Origin of the sequence: Nostoc sp. (assembly GCF_036917975.1) — a bacterium.
Taxonomy (GTDB): domain Bacteria; phylum Cyanobacteriota; class Cyanobacteriia; order Cyanobacteriales; family Nostocaceae; genus Nostoc.
The window spans coordinates 1-15,681 of record NZ_JBALEJ010000089.1; the positions used below are offsets into that span (position 1 = coordinate 1).

Genomic DNA, 15,681 nt, shown 5'->3' on the forward strand with positions numbered 1-15,681 from the left:
CAAGGAAATTGAGCATCGCCCAATTTCCCCATCCCTGACTCCAGAAGCCTAAGAGGAATTTAACTAAAACAAACTATGCCCAAGACTTGGAACATCAAGATAGATAACTATATTCAAGCCAACCCCCACTGCATCATCGCCACAGCCCATGTAGACTCGTTCCCGACAGACCTACCCCTAGAACCCAACATCAGGGAACCAAACCGCAAAAGCGCGACCTACAGACAAATCTTCGACTCACTGACCACCGAACCTGGAAAATTCTTCTCCCGCCACAGTGGAATCGTCCTGTCAGCTAATAAAGTTAAACCTGTCAAGAACAAAACTGAACTGGAGCTAGAAGTCTTAGAAGCAAACGAGGGGGGTAGCGACGGTATTATCAACGGTGGGCATACAGTTTTAGCTTTTGAGCAAGCGAAAAATTACAAATATGACCTAACCCAAGCCAGAGTAAAAGTTACGATTCACATCGGACTGACTGAAGAATCAGCGCTAGATATAGCCCTGGCCTCCAACACCACAACGCCAGTAGATTCTCGCTCCAAAGTCAACGCTAGAGGTGATTACAAATTCATCAAGCAGTATTTAGCTTCCTTAGAACAGAAAGAAGAGAGAAAATTTAGAATAGCCTATTACCAAAACCAAAGCAGCGCTCCCAGAAATGCCCAATGCAATGTGAACCATTTGCTGAAGTTGATAAACTGCCTAGATAGAAACAGATACAACCCCGACGGCAATAAACGAACCAAACACCCAACAGGTACAAGTATCCCCTCTCAAATCACAGACACAGAAAGGGAAAGATTAACCGCCTTACTGCCTCTACTAACTCATGCTTTGTGGATAGAGCAAAGACTTTATGAAATAATCCAAGACCATATCAGCAACCCTAGAAGAAAGGGTGCTAACGATTTAGCATCAATAGATATACGTAAAACTACATTGTTGCCTGACAGCAAGTATTCATTCGGGTTTAGTGCGCCAACCGACTTGGCACTACCAATAATTGCATCCTATCGGGTATTTTTGGACAAGGACTATAAATGGATTCTGCCGTTTAACGAATTCGCTGAAGATTTCCTGCAACACTTGTGGAATAACTATTTCCGCAAATACTTGGTATCGGAGAAAACAGCAGGAAATACAGTAGGAACAAAAATCAGCCGCAATCAAGAGATTTGGGAAAGTTTGTATATCTCGGCGCAGAGTTATCTAAATCAGCACTTGATGAAAATGGTCAATTCCAGTAAGGAAGAAGAACCGAAGGTGACACAAAGTAGCAGCAACAGGGGAAAAGGGAAAAGGGGTGAACTCAACGCGACTACTGTTCCCAAATAGTTGGTTATTAGTGGGATAGGTAGATGATTTCTACACCAATATGATTGCACTTGAAGATAATCTAGTAGTTCGCTTTCCCCAAAATTGCGCTTGTGGAGGTCGGCGCTTGTGCAGAGGAGCAGGGGAGCAGGGGAGCAGGGGAGAGGCTTATACCAAGTTCTTTCCCCTCTGTCCCTCTGCTAACCACTTTTGCATTGTTTCCTTGGCAGACCACTAGATGCGATCGCTTGTTGTTAATGTATGCAATTACGACTATACTGCCTGCATCAGATAGCAATCAAAGGCTGGGGTTATGCCGGATACGACAGATGAAGGCAAAATTCACTTCATATCACCACAGTTATTGAAGAAATTAGATTACCAAACGCCTATAAGTAAATTTTACGCTTCAGCGACCTATATGAGTCGCCGAACTGAGCCGGAAAGCCTTGATTTTTCCTTGGGTGATGCTCATGAAATGCCACTTCCAGGGTTTGTAGAAGCCCTGCAACGTTGGAGTGTACCACAAAACTCCAGTTGGTATGGCTACAAGGGAAATATTCCCGAATCGCGGGTTACTGTATCTGCATCTCTTCAGGAGAAACGCGGACTTTCTATATTGCCTGAAGATATTTTTATGACTAATGGGACTCTAGTCGGTTTGGCGATTTGTCTGCAAATAGTAGCTGGGGAAGGGGATGAGGTAATTATTTTGACTCCACCGTGGTTAGGTTATAGGCGTATGGTGCATTTTACAGGTGCGGTTCCAGTGGGTGTGCCTGTAGATACCAGCACCTTCGATATAAATTTGGAGGCGATCGCTGAAGCAATTACCGAACGAACTCGGGCAATAATTATTAATTCACCTCACAACCCTACAGGTAAGATTTTTTCAGCTAGGACTTTAGAGGGTTTGGCAACTATACTAGCTGAGGCTTCTAAACTCTACGGCAAGGTGATTTACATGATTTCTGATGAAACCTTCAGCCGCATTGTTTTTGATCACCAATCTTGTCCCAGCCCGACCCAGTTTTACCCATTTTCGTTCTTGGTATATGGTTACAGTAAAACCTTAATGGCTCCCGGTCAACGTATCGGATATATCGCTCTTCCCTCCACTATGCCCAGGCGGGAAGAAATAAGGCGAGTAATCGCTATGTTACAAGCAGGTGCTTTTGGTTGGTGTTTTCCTAGCGTACTAATGCAATATGCTCTAAGCGACTTGGAAAAAATAAACATAAATATGGAGCATTTACAAAAAAAGCGAGATTGGATGGATTCGTCGCTGCGAGGCATGGGTTATCAACTGCATACCCCTGATGGAACATTCTTTTTGTTGGTGCGATCTCCTTGGGAAGATGACTGTGCTTTTGCGGAACTACTGGCAAGTCACGATGTATTTGTTTTACCAGGTACACCCCAGGAAATACCCGGTTACTTTCGGATTTGCCTTACTGCCAGCGAAGAAATGATTTCTCGTGCCTTACCCAAATTTCAAGCAGCGATAAAATACGCTGTTGAATAAAACAGTCAAATGAATATTTAGAAAATTATCAAGTTAATCATGACCCAACATTGGGAATTAACTTAACCGGAACATGATCTTAGCAAGCTTGCCAAACCCCTGGGTAAAGGCATATTCAATCTCTGCGGGATCACAAATCTCTGTTAATTTTGATTTCAGCCCAGGAAGTTCTCTAACCTCAATACAGATATTTACATATACATCTTTAGTTTCCACATGAAATAGTCCAGCATTTATGTTTAAAAAATCACCTGTTAGCATTGAACAGTAAGTTAAAGATTCAAACCATTGTGATTTGTACTTCATTTTAAAATAACTATCGCCTAAATTCTTTTTGAACTTAGATGACTTTTCCTGTGGTTTTGGTTCCCAGAATATACTATTCTCCAACTGCCCAAGAGCTTCTATTGTCGTTACATTAGTCGCCACATTGCTACTGCCTTGTTGTTTTAGCTTTTTCTGTTCAACAAAAGACATAGCCAAGATGCGGTTCTTATGTCGTTCAAAAGCTTCCTTATACAGTTCCCATGCTTTTTTGGTAATTGCTGATTGGGATGGCTCAACCATTTTAACGATTTCGCGCCAATCTCCAAGAGTAAATCTAGTAATATTTTCAATAAAAGCGATGAAAATGGCGCTATAAATTTTAGTGGGACTCGCACCCCGTAAACCTTGCCTTCTCAGCTCATCAGTAACTAAGTCTAATCTGTAAGTAGAAACAGAAAGGTCAATTTCTGTAAGCTCAAGGCTAAAACCCTGTCTAAGTCTGATTCTGCTAAAAGTTGGCTTTGCAGGACTCTCAATAGTTGTAAAATCAATAGTTTGACCACAACTTGGACAAATAGCTTGGTGATGTTGAATCACCACTCCATCCTCGTCAACTTCGGCTTCAATTTTAGCTAATTCTTCAGTTAGCGGTTTAAAAATATGGGTGCAATGCTCACATTGAATTAAGCCTTTGTTTTGTATTTCTGATATAGTTTCAGGCAATAAACTCCATTTGCGGACTTCATCAGGAAGCCCATGTTTTTTCCAATTATCGGTAATGTCAATGATCACCGCAGTTGGTTTTAAAGTGTAAGTTCTTAGAACCCGCCCCAGCATTTGCAGCCACATAGTAGAGCTTTCAGTCGGACGGACACAGTAGACGCACTCAATATTAGGACAATCAAAGCCCTCGGTTAAGATTTCGTAATTAGTAATTACTTGGGTAGTGCCATTGCGAAAACGCTGCAATATTTCTAATCTCTCTTGTGGGGGAGTTTTTCCATCCAAATGTTCGGCACTAATATAATTACGAGAAAATTCCGCAGCCAGGGCACGAGAATGTTCTAAGCTACAGGCGAAAATAACTGTACGAAGATTTCGTGCATATTTAAAGTAATTCTCAAGGATTTCACTAACCCCAATCTGACTAGTGACGGCAACCGCTAGCTCTTTGGCTCTGAAATCCCCACGAGATTTTGCAACTCCAAGAGTAGAAATAGTTTGATTCGTTGCAAATAATCGAAAGTTACTTAAATACCCAGCCTGAATTAATTGAGCAGTGTCAATGCCAATAACCAAATCATCAAATAAATCAACAAAACCTTGACCGTCAATCCTCTGGGGAGTGGCAGTTACACCTAATATTTGAGCGCTTTCATAATGTTCAATTAATCGCCGATAAGATAAAGCAGTTGCATGATGCGCTTCGTCTAATATCAAAAGTCCAATGTTCATTGGCAAATCCAATACCTCTCGTCTGCTTAACGTTTGAACGCTAGCAACTTGGATTCTCCGTTCGGGATTAGCCAGAACACCTGCTTTGATAATCCCAACTGGTTCACCGATAATTTCTGAGAGCTTTTCGGCAGCTTGAGATATCAACTCAATCCGATGGGCAATGACTAAAACTTGCTTTCCTTGTTCAAAGAATTTATGAGAAATATGTGCAAAGCATACCGTTTTCCCGGCGGCTGTAGGGAGTTGTGCAAGCACCCGCCTATTACCTTTCTCCCAAGAATTCCAAATATCTTTTATCCACTGATGTTGATAATCTCTGAGTTCGTAGGTAACAGGCATTCAATCTACCTCAACAAGAATTTTTCTCTCGTGGTAATATTGCTCATTATGCCACAAGCTCTTCAAGTTAAGATACCGATAATCCCAATTCTAAAAGTAGTAAAAATGTTTTGGATTGATTTGATGCGATTTTACTTCATCAAGAGCAAATTATAACGAACTGAAGCTATAAGTTGAACTTTTCATAAAAACTAATGCGGTAACTCGTGTATTTTTGTCTTGCCTGGCTGTCCAAAATACAAATTGTGCGATCGCCTTTGCTTAATAAAGGCGATCTCCAATCGTTCTCATCAAATACTTTCAATTCTCCTCTACGCTCAAATCAATTACTTCAAGAACATCTGGCAACCAGCGAACGTGTTCCACAATCTTGTCATGAGTCCGGGCTTTATCCCGTGTCACGGTTCCCCAAAGTTTACCTTTTTCAGTCAAATGCCAGATATTTTTGTGGCTTTGTTTACCATTCGTGTCTGTTTTGATTTGAACCTCCTTAGTTTGCAAGCCAGCAGATTCCAAAACCTGGTTAACTATCTGAGGTTTTATGGGGAATGGCACTAAGTTAAGTGCAAAGGCATGATATAGCTGGCTTTTGGGTGTGGGGTGTAGGGTGTGGGGTGTGGGGAATAAGAAGATGTTGAACTTTTTGACGCAACTAAAATTTAATTGTCTTAAAAACTACACCCTACCCCCTACCCCCTACACCCTGCCCCGTCGAGGTTTCAGCTTTTCTTAGTGCCATTCGGTTTTATGGGCTTGGGTAGTCCAAGACGTTCGGCATATAATTCGCCGATTGCAGTTGGAGACAAGTGTCTGTTGGGAGTCGCTTCAATTTCCTGGATTGCTCCGACCAACTCCTGTGCCATTGGGGTTATTTCGGGACACAGCGCTTGTACACCTCGAAGGATAGTGATGGTTTGGAGTTCTGCACTAAGCCTTGTACCAGACAAAATCTTTTGCCCAAAGTTCACGAGTTCATCGAGTGTGGGTTTAGTATTTTGTTGTTGCTCCGGCTGTGGTATTTCATACTTCCCGGTACGACGTATAGAGGGAAGAACATCTTCGTATAACCATTGCTGGAATGGCACAGCAATTGGACTGTCAGAGCGTCCAATCAAATAATACAGCCCTGGTTCATAAAGCGTTGCCATTTTCTGCTTTCCGCCAGGGGTCATAATTGGTTTATGATCCTTCCATGCAGCAGGAACTTTACCCAGATAGTTGGAGTAATTACGCGAGTCTGCTTGGGGATACAAAATAGCAACAATATCAGCAGCTACCCACTCAAGTTTTTCTGGTGTGCCGATGAATCGGACTTGTTGAGACTCAAACACGAAAACTGATATAGCCAACATAACTAAAATTCCTCCAATATTTATCAACTACGGGTTAATGCAAGTAAGCAAAATTTAATTCGTAGAGATGTGGCTTTAATCCAAGTTTGATGATTATTTAATCCACCCCTTTGTACCCAGACTTGATGGTAGTGAACTGAGGTGGGGCTGCTACTTCTACCGTAGTAATTATGATGGCAATGAGAGCATAGCCCTACACAATCCCAGCCGGGAATTTCGTAACCAGATACGCTTGCACGAGGAAAATGCAGTAAAAAAATTCCCAAAATCCGGCGCAAGAACGAGCGTTTATATTTGATGTGATGTACAACAGTAGCGCGTCCATGCCAAGGATTATTAGTGCAGCGCGGTTGCAGCCTTCTTACACGACGGCAAGTTATTGACCAGTTACTAGCGTATTCAAATGAAGTTAAGGATTTACGCATTATGTAAATTGAATTGGTTTAATAATGAGTAATATTCGAGGCAGAAGTGATTGAAGAAGGCATCTATGCTGAGGGCAGAGGGCAGAGGGCAGAAGGAACAATTGGACGGGGATTCAGACCCTGCCCAATTGTAAGCGCCGTGTAGACGGCGGGGTTTTAGACCCAAGACCCGTTTGGTCACGGGCAGAGTAGTCAGAATTTCCTTCTGCCAACTGAGCCTCCTGCCCTCTGCCTTTCCTGATAAAATCTCCAGTCAAACATCAATGTTAAATTTGTAAATCAATCCTTGATGGTCAGTTTGGCGGATAAGTGTAACAATTGCTGTTTTTAATTCATCGGCACGGTCATTTTGTCCCAATTCTTTGACGATAAAATCTTCAAGTGTTAGATGTCGTGTACGCTCCAATTTATCAATCATCTGTTGAGAAGGACTTCTTTGTATGGCAGTAAATGTTCTCAACTGTTGCCGTTGTTCGGTTGATAATGAATCTCCTGTTGGTTTATCGTTGTCCCGATCAAGGGCAGAATAATTTGGTAGTTCTGGCATTGCGCCCCATGTGGAATTACCACCAAAGAACACAGCGCGGTTACAAGGCGAGGCTTTAATTAAAGTGTTTATTTGCACTAAATCAATCATTTCGAGAATTGGTGACTTTTTCCATTGTTTTAAGACATTAGTATTCTTATCTGAAATGATGGCAACTGCTGTAATTTGGCTAGTAGCTGATAAATTTAGACCTAGTGGCCCAACATAAGGAGATTGGGCAAGTAGCCAAACATTCTCCTTGCTAGAACCACCAAGTGAAGAAATATGTAAAATCAATGTGCCAATGCGCTCGTTTCGACATTTTTTAGCAGCATCTCCAAGGGTGGAACCTTCGTCAATAACTAATAACGATTCTTCTTGATTATTAGCCCATTCGATGTAACCGATTGATTCGTCAGTTCCATCAAGTACCTCATCCATCCATTTACAAATGTTTTCTGGGGATTCATTTTTGCATTTTTTACGCCGAACAACGTCAACCACGCCCTCTGTATAACCATATTCAGAGGGTTCATTTTTGGGGTCAATATAAAAGATTTTGCGGTTTGGCTTTTCGGCTTTGATTCGACGTAAGGCATTAGCAACCAGCATTCCTTTACCGCTTCCACCAATTCCAAAAATGATGCAGTTACGAATAGGTGAAGCAATTTCTCGAACTATATCTATAATGTGTGTGGGATTGTGAACTGAAGATAATGTATTTGTGTTTGCAGCCAATGAAGAGGTTGGAGTCGGCAGTGTGTAGCCATTCGGAATAAGTGCTTGTGGGGATTCATTGACTTGTGCAGTGGATTCAATATAATCAATTGCAGCATTAGAAAATTCATATTCTTGACTACTAGCAAACTGTAGCTCTTTGTTCACAGAATCTTGACCAACCTGTTGAACATAGCCTCGAAAATCATCACCGGACAAAATATGAGCAATACAGCCATATTCTCTAATCGCAGCTTGATTGCGTTGAATTTCTTTGGCTTTTTTAAAACTACTATATAATGTCCATCCGGCAATGAGCGCCCCAGTCAAAGGAGATGTGGCACTTGCTGCAACTGCCGCCACAATCAACCCAAGAGCAATATTCCACTGAATGTTGTTTTCAGTGGTATGTTTAAAAGCTAGCGCACTCCATTGTTCGGGGGTTTTCTGGTTTTTAGTAATATCAAAACGTGTCATATCCATATTTTTTTAAAATAAAATGAAAGTGTTTGTGGGGGAAAGGAGAGCGCTTATTTCGTTCGCCCCCCTGCTCCCCTGCTCCTTTGCTCCCCTGCCTCTTATTGACCGCTAAGACTTAATCGCGTAAGAAAGCTTACCTACCCAAATAATCAGTGCGACAATCACCTCAATCGCAAACAAGGTGACTAACGCCAGTGCGAGATTGCCGTAGTCCAACTTGCCCCACTGACCTGTCGCCAAAATAAATATTAAGTCTGATATTTTCCCAGTGGCGACAGGCGAATAAACCGTAAGACAAATCAGAAAATCAACAGTGTAGGTAAAGATTTTCAACACCTCTAAGTTGCTGACAACAGAGATTGGCAGGTGATTGTACGTCCGTTTGAGCATTCTGAGTGTCGGGTCATCGTTATCTTTCTCTTGATAACGGGTTCGCCCATCAGCCTCGGTAACAATTTTCTCTATAAACTTCTCGTTGTTATAGAGAATCAAGGGTAAAACTTCGATAATTTGAATCACAGCCCAAAGAATTGCTCCCAATATCCAAGAAAGACTTTTAGAAAATATCGCTGCAATACCATTGATGATTGGGATTGCGGCGACAAGAGAAATAAATGCGCTACTGGTAGATTTCCCTCCCAAAAATGACACGGCTCTTTCATAAGGTTGAATATTCAGGTAGGCAAACCAGATACCAGCTATCACTAGTCCCCAATACAAAAGCCGCAACCACGGGTTAGTTTTTTGTCCATGCTCTTTTTTAGGCCAAGTAAAGTTCATTACTTTCTTCCTTCGTCGATAGGCTGGCTATATGTACCACCACGAAAACGTTTAAGTCGAGTGGCAACTAAATCTCTGTTTCCGGTAAAAGCGATCGCCGCCACTTCTCCCCTCAAGGCAATCACACCAGTATTACCGTTGGCATCACAAACTACAGTTCCTTTCGGCAAAGGGTTCAGTGTAATCCGGTCTTTGATAACTTTCCCCTGCACAATCGTCACGTATTTATGGGGGTAGACAGTAGCTACAATCGGCAAACATCCAGATTCATACCTGGAATCAGCAATAGTCGCTTGTTCCTTCTCAAACTCAAGTTGTTGCTCCAGGATTGTTTGTTGCTTGGAGTTTTCAGCAATGGATTGCTTGATGTCTGATATTGCTCCCATATTCTGAGCAATATCACCAGAGGAATAAAGCAGAGATGCCCCAATTAACGCGCCAAACACAATCGATGTTTTGTGTTTTCTCCAAATCCTGGTGTTGTTCACTCGCCCATCTCCTCTAAAAAAGCATCAATACTAAAACTGGTATCAGCACTTGCTCCCGATTTGAAATTGCGTACATCAGATTTGACTTGAGGGGTTAAAGCTTTAACCTCACTCAAAAACGCATCAACGTCTACTGTCTCGACACCATAACCAGCAAGCAGTTTGTTGATTTGTCCATCATTGTCCGAAAGCTCGCGCAAATATTCAGTGCTGTACTGTGTTTGCTCAAGGAAAGAATTAGCAACTACACCTCTGCTATGGTCTAACGCCCTCTGAAATACCTTTGCTTCTAATGTTGCTATTGCATTGGCTTGAGCTACCGCACCACTCATCACCACCCGAATCATCCCTGCCATCATCTGATGATTGACGTTCGGGATAATATTAGCTGCCATGTTGGTTGCTTGTTGAATTGCTTCGGACTCCTGCTCTGATGCTGGCAGGTGTTTTTGGCTATTAATTGCTGCACCGACAAGTTCAAACACTTTCTCCAACTCTTCTGTGATGTCTGGACTAAACTCATCGCCTTCGGGGTCAACCTCTGCCCCGTGGTCACGCATGATTCGGAGTGCTTCTATTACTTGCACATCGGTGTAGCGATCGCTGAAGTATTCAATTAACTGCTCTTTAGTAAACATTACTGGCTCTCCTTCCATTTTTCAAATTCTTTACGACGTAAGTGCATAAAATTCCTTTTGAGGAATTTGACAACTTGAGCGTTGTTTTTAATACCTTTCTCTACTGATTGACCTTTAAGCAAATAAATAATTGCTAATAGGAATCTTTGGTATCCATCTAGGTAGTTACTTCTTACTCCTCGGTGGTTTTCATAGTAGCTAGATTTTAATGGTGGGATTTTGCTAATAATTTGTTCTTCCCACCTCCACAAAGTTGAACGATGAAATCCTAAAAAATTAGCCCATTCTGTTCTTGATAGCAAATTATCTAAAAAGGCATCGCTAATTTCAAAATCTTGCTTCATGTCAACTAAAACATCAAGCAAATCAGTCAACGACATTGTTGCACCTGCCCTTTGCAACATCCCTAGTCAGGAATTTGACTCTGTGATAAAAAACTAAAAAAACTACTGTTTTTGGTATGTTTGAGACATGATTTTTGCAATTCATGATTTTTGATCACCGCACATTGTTGCAAGGTTTTTGGGTTTTGATACCTGCAACATAAATGAACAATGTTGCAACGTTGCAGGTGTCAAAATAATTAATATTAGAAAAAAGCTCGATATGGAAATATAAATCTGCACTGATATCTGGCATAATCTCAGCATCCATAGCAATAAGATGCAATGTGATTTATTGTCAGCATTCGAGTCAACAATGTTCGTAGTATTTTGGTTAGATAGTTTAGTTGTCAGTGCATATTTTAAGTAATTTGCAATAACAATACGCTCTTTTAGAAAGAAAAGACTGATTTTACCTGATTTTTTATAACCACCAAACCAACCACGAATCACTTGACTTTCTCTGACAGATAAATAATCTGACATTTGTTTATAAGCATATTGATGACATTGCTTGCGCTCGTTGCTTAATCCGTCTCTAATTACGTCAAATCCGCTGCTTTCTACCATAATCTCAGACATATAAATTTGTGTTCCAAGCGATTTATTGACTTTAAAAAGTGAATTTATCGCTTTTTATTTGGGATAAACCGCAACAGTGTTGCACCTGTTAAATACATACTAAAAAACCTGTATGTAACAGGCAATGAACAGAGTTGACAACTTTGTTGATTAATAAAGCGATTCTTACAAGATTTTTGAATCTTGAGGTTGTTTCCCTTCTCGAATCCACAAGTTATGCTGTATGGCTGCTAAAGCTCTTACCCTGGCTGATGGGTTGCGACGTGTTACTTTCCCTTGACAAGCATAGGCTGCTAATGTTCTGGCTCCAATCTTTAGATACTTTGAAGCCTCTTCATACGTCAGCCCCCAAGCCTGACAAAAAATTAACGGGTCTAACTCTTCAAATGTTAGTGGCGGCTGAATCATAATCGTAAAATCCTTCTCTAGGCTATTTCTACGGTTAGGTAATAGCTACTGGTACAATCACACTTTCCAGTTTTTTCTTTCTCTTTTCGGAATCAAACTAGATTGTCCTAATCCCTAAACGAAGAGGCTTTTGTGCAGTTCTTGCAGGAGAGAAAGAGACTAGAATACAAGGTGCAATAGCATCCTACACCCTTAGTTTTGGTCAAGCGATTCTAGAGTAGCATAAATATGCTATCTATATCCCTTTAGATAGTATATTTGTTTTGGAAGTTTCTTGTAAAAAAAATGTAACTATAGGGGTAAAGTTATATAGAAATCTCCTTACGATCAGAAAATGCCTAAGAAAACTACACCAAAAATGGTTCAGATCGCAGTTTCTATTCCAGAGCCGTTGTATGAAGCAGCAAAACGGATTCAAGCAATGGAAGGATGGAATGAGTCAGAAATGCATCGACTGTTTTGGGAAAAAGGATTTGCGCTTCACGTTCAGGGAACTCTTGCCCGTCATCAATTGGGTTTGATTCCTTCTGAAGAGAATCTAGTCGAGTGATAAGGGAACAAGGGAGGAAAGGAAAGGGAAGGGAGAAAAGAGAATTATGTTTGAGTAATTCTTCTTCTCCCTTGCCTCTTCAAGAATTCTTCCTCTGTTTAACCAACACCGATCGCAGGTACTGCCGACAAGCTGCTTCTCCCCGATAAATGAGAATCCGCAATGCCTCTACTTCCTGGATCGGAGAAACACAGATTTCAGCAATGGCACCAATCAAATTCTGTTGCTTCTGCACGTAATCTTGATGCTGCTCCTCTAATTCCTGAATCTTGGAGTTTAACTGCTGTATCTGCCGTAATGCTTGAGTTAAGGACGATTCTTTGTTTCGAGAGCGATTATCTAGAGTTAACGTCATTTTCTTACCCTTCTAAATTTAAATTCTTTCTGTTTACTGTTGAGTTGCCTGCTGTACACCATCAATCGCCTCCACTATTTCTTCCAAAACATTGAACGCATCATTTAGTACTACATTGTTTGATGTAGAAAAATACTCGGACGATTGAAGCCTGCGATAATCCTTACTGCTCCCCACAAGCCGCAATGTATATTGACAACCCTGCAATATAGTCCGAATCTCTGATGTAGTTAATCTGATTTCCATCGTTATTCCTCCTAAAACTTGTCCTGACGAATACTGAAACTCGCTCCAATCAAAGCACTGCCCAAGAAGCCTGAAAAACTAACTAACATCATCCCCAAGCAGGTCTTTTTCTGATGCTGCCAATATTGAGAACTTGTAGCAATCTCCATACAAGAGCAACCTGTTGCCCCTACTCCTGCAAATCCGGTAAAAAGTAGAGAGATAATTGCAGTTGTTTCTATGGTGCGGTCGATGAAAATCCTGGGGTTGAATCTTTTTCTAGTCCGGCGGCGAAGAAGCAATTTACTCTTGTGGTCTAATTGAGATTGGTAAACAACTTGTTTGTGGCTAGTCATTTGGCATCCTCCAATTCAACAAAAAATCCCGCACCAGTATTATTAATCTTCACCAACTTTTGATTGACCAGTGTTTGAATCACGCTAAGACTAAACTTGATACTGCACAATCAATCGTGCGCTACCTCCACAACGACCAAGATACTGTAGGCATAGTGAGGACTGGTCAGTAGGGGCGGGATAAGTGGATTTTCTCGGCATGATATTTTCCTATTGGTTTTATGAGAAGATATGATTGCTTCAATTCAGTTCAGGTAATTGTGCAAGCGCTCCCTCCATCCATGCTTGAATCGCTTCCATCTCAGAAACACCTCGTAGTACAGCGTCAACTACGTGCTTTTGATAAGAGTTAACAGCATGATCAGGATGTCCAAACTTATTACCAGCCCAAGCCAAACACATAGTTTTCACTAATTCATCAATCTTGGTAGAATCAAGCTCACTCGGACTAGTAACATTTCGAGAATGTAACCACTCTTTGACTAAATCGAGTGGATAATTTAAAAGTGTGCGAACTTCTTTTACTCGCAAATCTTTTGGGCTGATTGATGGTGGAGTTATAGCTTCTTTTGTTGGCTGGACTCTATACTGTTGATTGTCTTTGCGAGGTCTAATATTATTGTGTGCTTGTTCAGTCTTTTTAGGATTATCAACGCCTTCAGCATCATTATCTTCGTCAGCCGTGACTGATAAAATTGCACAAACCGCATACCGTCGTGCATAGGTCAAAGCTGCACCAAACTTTTGAGAGTCAGCAATCTCAGGTAAAGGATAAGTGCTGGTGATACTCTCTCCAGATTCATGAAAAATATGAGTCCGTAGCACGGTTTTACCTTCAAAGATTTCGGTGGTTTGAATTATTACTAATCCATGTTTACCAAGCGCAGGAGTGACAGCATCTAAGACAGCATCTAGTGTTGCATATTTGCGCTTGTAGTGAGGATTAGTCCCGTCTTTTTGAATTGGATTAAACTCTGCCTTTGCCTTGATTAAAGCTTTGATTAGTTCTTGCATTGTCCAGATCCTCTTTTACCAATCATTTTCGTTAATATCACCAGACACTTTTTTGCTAGATTTAGCTTTATTTATCTGAAACTCTGAAGCTTTCAAGACAGGCATTGCCGCAAGTTTGACTGAAGCTTTGGCTTGATGATAGAGGAATTGGGTTATTCCATCAGCGTCTTCCCCATCCTCAACTTGCGCCCAGAGAGAGCAGCCTAATTCCAGTGATTCGTAGTCGCCAAGATTGAATTTTCTGGAGTAGCTAACAGAGACAGTTGTGAATTTCATGTGGCTATCTTTTGGGAAATATGGATTGTTAATTTTCTTCGCTAGTATCAATCATCTCAATGCTGAGTCTTTGACATAAATCGCTAGCTTTTACACCAATAATTCCTGGTTGAATTTCAGTAGATAATTCCTCAATAATTGAATGAAAGCCAGGGGACTCATCATTGATTTCAACCTCAATCAAACCTGCATTATTCGATATAACTGTTGCCCAATCTGGCAAAGTGTTAGGAATACTTGTTGTATAGAGTTTCATTACTCTGCCTCCTGATTAAACTTGACCTCAACAATTTCTTCCACGCACCCCATCGCCTCACCCAAGTAGTGCAGGACATCGCCCAAGTGAGTTGCGGCTTCTGGGTCAATCTTTTTATCTGCAATCAACAAAAGCCAATTTTCGTTTTGGGCAATCGCCTGAATCTTTGCGTAGCACGAGTTAAATTCTTGTAGGATTTCTATCGGTTCCATTGGTATATTCGATGAATTGTGTTGTTGCATTCGGATAAGCTAATAATTTAGTTTTGCTCCTCGCCATACAGGTGGGTTTGCCCGACCCACCCGTTTCCTTACGCTGCAACCAAATCTCTAGTTTCTGGAACGTATCTTTTCAGACGCTCCCACTCCTCAGTTGTCAGCGAATCAAATTCCTTATCTAGCAACTCTTCTTCTGTGAATGGTTGTTCTGTAGCCGTTGTAAAGTAGCCTGTCATCGTCATGAAGTCATCCAGTCCGACTGCTGCATCCACCGATTCGGCGTATCGAATTTTATCTACAGCATTTGACCAGTGCGTAAGGTGTTGAAATATTACCCCAATCATTGAATGAGCTTTGTATACTCGATAAGTTCTGGGGCAAGCTCCATCTACGTAAACCAGCTTGTATCCAGTGATTTGTGTGACCTCTGCATTGGGGTCGGTTGGAGGCAACAGTATTTTGTCAAGAGATTCTTCAAACTCCGTCTGTTGAAGAGAAAATGTGGTAATCATATTCTGTGTGTCATGATGATTTGGATTGTCTACATTTCGTTTGAACGGCGATTGCAGTTGTTTGGTATGCAATCGCCTTTTTCACTTCCAGTGCTAGGAATTTCTTACACTTCTGCATTCGCATCTGTCGGAGGTAGGAGAATTTTCTCTTGACAGTCACCTACTTGAAGTGAAATGTTACTTGCTGTACTTTATGTCATGATTGTTATTTCTAAAGCAGCGATTGAGCTTTGG

The 15,681-nt window shown here is 41.2% G+C and carries 22 protein-coding genes; 3 read left to right on the top strand and 19 right to left on the bottom strand.

The annotated features are described in order from the left end of the window. Positions 1 to 75 precede the first annotated feature (75 nt). Together V7K76_RS28850 and V7K76_RS28855 are read left to right on the top strand one after the other, a co-directional pair. On the top strand, positions 76 to 1,338 hold the full coding sequence (locus V7K76_RS28850; RefSeq protein ID WP_335030294.1) for an AIPR family protein: 1,263 nt from the start codon (positions 76 to 78) through the stop codon (positions 1,336 to 1,338). 292 nt (positions 1,339 to 1,630) lie between these two features. After that, positions 1,631 to 2,842, top strand: a complete 1,212-nt coding sequence (locus V7K76_RS28855; RefSeq protein ID WP_335030295.1) for an aminotransferase class I/II-fold pyridoxal phosphate-dependent enzyme — start codon at positions 1,631 to 1,633, stop codon at positions 2,840 to 2,842. A 57-nt stretch (positions 2,843 to 2,899) separates the two neighbouring features. Here the strand turns inward: V7K76_RS28855 and V7K76_RS28860 are convergent, their stop codons facing one another. From V7K76_RS28860 to V7K76_RS28910, 11 genes are all read right to left on the bottom strand, one after another. Further along, entirely contained in the window at positions 2,900 to 4,906 is a 2,007-nt protein-coding gene (locus V7K76_RS28860; protein ID WP_335030296.1) for a DEAD/DEAH box helicase, read from the bottom strand. Between the two features lie 300 nt (positions 4,907 to 5,206). After that, entirely contained in the window at positions 5,207 to 5,461 is a 255-nt protein-coding gene (locus V7K76_RS28865; protein ID WP_334775316.1) for a hypothetical protein, read from the bottom strand. A gap of 164 nt (positions 5,462 to 5,625) precedes the next feature. Next, the gene (locus tag V7K76_RS28870) at positions 5,626 to 6,258 is read right to left on the bottom strand and encodes a BRO-N domain-containing protein (protein WP_334775317.1); all 633 of its coding nucleotides are present in this window, start codon (positions 6,256 to 6,258) and stop codon (positions 5,626 to 5,628) included. 23 nt (positions 6,259 to 6,281) lie between these two features. Next, positions 6,282 to 6,683, bottom strand: a complete 402-nt coding sequence (locus tag V7K76_RS28875) for a hypothetical protein (RefSeq protein WP_334733114.1) — start codon at positions 6,681 to 6,683, stop codon at positions 6,282 to 6,284. 253 nt (positions 6,684 to 6,936) lie between these two features. Continuing rightward, on the bottom strand, positions 6,937 to 8,403 hold the full coding sequence (locus tag V7K76_RS28880; protein WP_335030299.1) for a hypothetical protein: 1,467 nt from the start codon (positions 8,401 to 8,403) through the stop codon (positions 6,937 to 6,939). Between the two features lie 111 nt (positions 8,404 to 8,514). Next, the gene (locus V7K76_RS28885) at positions 8,515 to 9,186 is read right to left on the bottom strand and encodes a hypothetical protein (protein WP_335030300.1); all 672 of its coding nucleotides are present in this window, start codon (positions 9,184 to 9,186) and stop codon (positions 8,515 to 8,517) included. Further along, positions 9,186 to 9,674 (bottom strand): hypothetical protein, encoded by a 489-nt coding sequence (locus V7K76_RS28890; RefSeq protein ID WP_335030301.1) that lies wholly within the window; start codon positions 9,672 to 9,674, stop codon positions 9,186 to 9,188. Before V7K76_RS28890 ends, V7K76_RS28885 begins: the two co-directional genes overlap by 1 nt. Beyond that, positions 9,671 to 10,312: a hypothetical protein gene (locus V7K76_RS28895; RefSeq protein ID WP_335030302.1), complete on the bottom strand. Its 642-nt coding sequence runs from the start codon at positions 10,310 to 10,312 to the stop codon at positions 9,671 to 9,673. Before V7K76_RS28895 ends, V7K76_RS28890 begins: the two co-directional genes overlap by 4 nt. Further along, entirely contained in the window at positions 10,312 to 10,686 is a 375-nt protein-coding gene (locus tag V7K76_RS28900; RefSeq protein WP_335030303.1) for a hypothetical protein, read from the bottom strand. Before V7K76_RS28900 ends, V7K76_RS28895 begins: the two co-directional genes overlap by 1 nt. Positions 10,687 to 10,797: 111 nt before the next feature. Then, positions 10,798 to 11,277 carry a hypothetical protein gene (locus tag V7K76_RS28905; protein ID WP_335030304.1) on the bottom strand — a complete coding sequence of 160 codons (480 nt, stop codon included), beginning with the start codon at positions 11,275 to 11,277 and terminating at the stop codon, positions 10,798 to 10,800. 165 nt (positions 11,278 to 11,442) lie between these two features. Next, positions 11,443 to 11,685, bottom strand: coding sequence for a hypothetical protein (locus V7K76_RS28910; RefSeq protein WP_069071863.1), 243 nt, complete (start codon positions 11,683 to 11,685; stop codon positions 11,443 to 11,445). A gap of 334 nt (positions 11,686 to 12,019) precedes the next feature. Here V7K76_RS28910 and V7K76_RS28915 point away from each other — a divergent pair, with 334 nt between their 5' ends. Further along, positions 12,020 to 12,235: a hypothetical protein gene (locus V7K76_RS28915; protein ID WP_335030305.1), complete on the top strand. Its 216-nt coding sequence runs from the start codon at positions 12,020 to 12,022 to the stop codon at positions 12,233 to 12,235. 79 nt (positions 12,236 to 12,314) lie between these two features. Here the strand turns inward: V7K76_RS28915 and V7K76_RS28920 are convergent, their stop codons facing one another. From V7K76_RS28920 to V7K76_RS28955, 8 genes are all read right to left on the bottom strand, one after another. Beyond that, the gene (locus V7K76_RS28920) at positions 12,315 to 12,590 is read right to left on the bottom strand and encodes a hypothetical protein (protein ID WP_335030307.1); all 276 of its coding nucleotides are present in this window, start codon (positions 12,588 to 12,590) and stop codon (positions 12,315 to 12,317) included. Between the two features lie 33 nt (positions 12,591 to 12,623). After that, positions 12,624 to 12,836: a hypothetical protein gene (locus tag V7K76_RS28925; protein ID WP_335030308.1), complete on the bottom strand. Its 213-nt coding sequence runs from the start codon at positions 12,834 to 12,836 to the stop codon at positions 12,624 to 12,626. Positions 12,837 to 12,847: 11 nt separating this feature from the next. Further along, positions 12,848 to 13,171: a hypothetical protein gene (locus tag V7K76_RS28930; protein ID WP_335030309.1), complete on the bottom strand. Its 324-nt coding sequence runs from the start codon at positions 13,169 to 13,171 to the stop codon at positions 12,848 to 12,850. A 240-nt stretch (positions 13,172 to 13,411) separates the two neighbouring features. Next, entirely contained in the window at positions 13,412 to 14,185 is a 774-nt protein-coding gene (locus V7K76_RS28935) for an ERF family protein (RefSeq protein WP_335030311.1), read from the bottom strand. Positions 14,186 to 14,200: 15 nt separating this feature from the next. Further along, the gene (locus V7K76_RS28940; protein WP_335030312.1) at positions 14,201 to 14,461 is read right to left on the bottom strand and encodes a hypothetical protein; all 261 of its coding nucleotides are present in this window, start codon (positions 14,459 to 14,461) and stop codon (positions 14,201 to 14,203) included. A gap of 28 nt (positions 14,462 to 14,489) precedes the next feature. After that, positions 14,490 to 14,717, bottom strand: coding sequence for a hypothetical protein (locus V7K76_RS28945; RefSeq protein WP_335030314.1), 228 nt, complete (start codon positions 14,715 to 14,717; stop codon positions 14,490 to 14,492). Next, a complete protein-coding gene (locus V7K76_RS28950) occupies positions 14,717 to 14,959 on the bottom strand; it encodes a hypothetical protein (protein WP_335030315.1) in 243 nt (80 codons plus the stop codon). Before V7K76_RS28950 ends, V7K76_RS28945 begins: the two co-directional genes overlap by 1 nt. 68 nt (positions 14,960 to 15,027) lie before the next feature. Then, positions 15,028 to 15,447, bottom strand: coding sequence for a hypothetical protein (locus V7K76_RS28955; RefSeq protein WP_335030316.1), 420 nt, complete (start codon positions 15,445 to 15,447; stop codon positions 15,028 to 15,030). Between the last annotated feature and the right edge of the window lie 234 nt (positions 15,448 to 15,681).

What these genes read in the sequence shown, in the direction of transcription:
- V7K76_RS28850 (WP_335030294.1), top strand. Translation starts at nt 76, where the DNA reads ATGCCCAAGACTTGGAACATCAAGATAGATAACTATATTCAAGCCAAC.
- V7K76_RS28855 (WP_335030295.1), top strand. Translation starts at nt 1,631, where the DNA reads ATGCCGGATACGACAGATGAAGGCAAAATTCACTTCATATCACCACAG.
- V7K76_RS28860 (WP_335030296.1), bottom strand. Translation starts at nt 4,906, where the DNA reads ATGCCTGTTACCTACGAACTCAGAGATTATCAACATCAGTGGATAAAA.
- V7K76_RS28870 (WP_334775317.1), bottom strand. Translation starts at nt 6,258, where the DNA reads ATGTTGGCTATATCAGTTTTCGTGTTTGAGTCTCAACAAGTCCGATTC.
- V7K76_RS28875 (WP_334733114.1), bottom strand. Translation starts at nt 6,683, where the DNA reads ATGCGTAAATCCTTAACTTCATTTGAATACGCTAGTAACTGGTCAATA.
- V7K76_RS28880 (WP_335030299.1), bottom strand. Translation starts at nt 8,403, where the DNA reads ATGACACGTTTTGATATTACTAAAAACCAGAAAACCCCCGAACAATGG.
- V7K76_RS28885 (WP_335030300.1), bottom strand. Translation starts at nt 9,186, where the DNA reads ATGAACTTTACTTGGCCTAAAAAAGAGCATGGACAAAAAACTAACCCG.
- V7K76_RS28895 (WP_335030302.1), bottom strand. Translation starts at nt 10,312, where the DNA reads ATGTTTACTAAAGAGCAGTTAATTGAATACTTCAGCGATCGCTACACC.
- V7K76_RS28905 (WP_335030304.1), bottom strand. Translation starts at nt 11,277, where the DNA reads ATGTCTGAGATTATGGTAGAAAGCAGCGGATTTGACGTAATTAGAGAC.
- V7K76_RS28910 (WP_069071863.1), bottom strand. Translation starts at nt 11,685, where the DNA reads ATGATTCAGCCGCCACTAACATTTGAAGAGTTAGACCCGTTAATTTTT.
- V7K76_RS28915 (WP_335030305.1), top strand. Translation starts at nt 12,020, where the DNA reads ATGCCTAAGAAAACTACACCAAAAATGGTTCAGATCGCAGTTTCTATT.
- V7K76_RS28920 (WP_335030307.1), bottom strand. Translation starts at nt 12,590, where the DNA reads ATGACGTTAACTCTAGATAATCGCTCTCGAAACAAAGAATCGTCCTTA.
- V7K76_RS28925 (WP_335030308.1), bottom strand. Translation starts at nt 12,836, where the DNA reads ATGGAAATCAGATTAACTACATCAGAGATTCGGACTATATTGCAGGGT.
- V7K76_RS28930 (WP_335030309.1), bottom strand. Translation starts at nt 13,171, where the DNA reads ATGACTAGCCACAAACAAGTTGTTTACCAATCTCAATTAGACCACAAG.
- V7K76_RS28935 (WP_335030311.1), bottom strand. Translation starts at nt 14,185, where the DNA reads ATGCAAGAACTAATCAAAGCTTTAATCAAGGCAAAGGCAGAGTTTAAT.
- V7K76_RS28940 (WP_335030312.1), bottom strand. Translation starts at nt 14,461, where the DNA reads ATGAAATTCACAACTGTCTCTGTTAGCTACTCCAGAAAATTCAATCTT.
- V7K76_RS28945 (WP_335030314.1), bottom strand. Translation starts at nt 14,717, where the DNA reads ATGAAACTCTATACAACAAGTATTCCTAACACTTTGCCAGATTGGGCA.
- V7K76_RS28950 (WP_335030315.1), bottom strand. Translation starts at nt 14,959, where the DNA reads ATGCAACAACACAATTCATCGAATATACCAATGGAACCGATAGAAATC.
- V7K76_RS28955 (WP_335030316.1), bottom strand. Translation starts at nt 15,447, where the DNA reads ATGATTACCACATTTTCTCTTCAACAGACGGAGTTTGAAGAATCTCTT.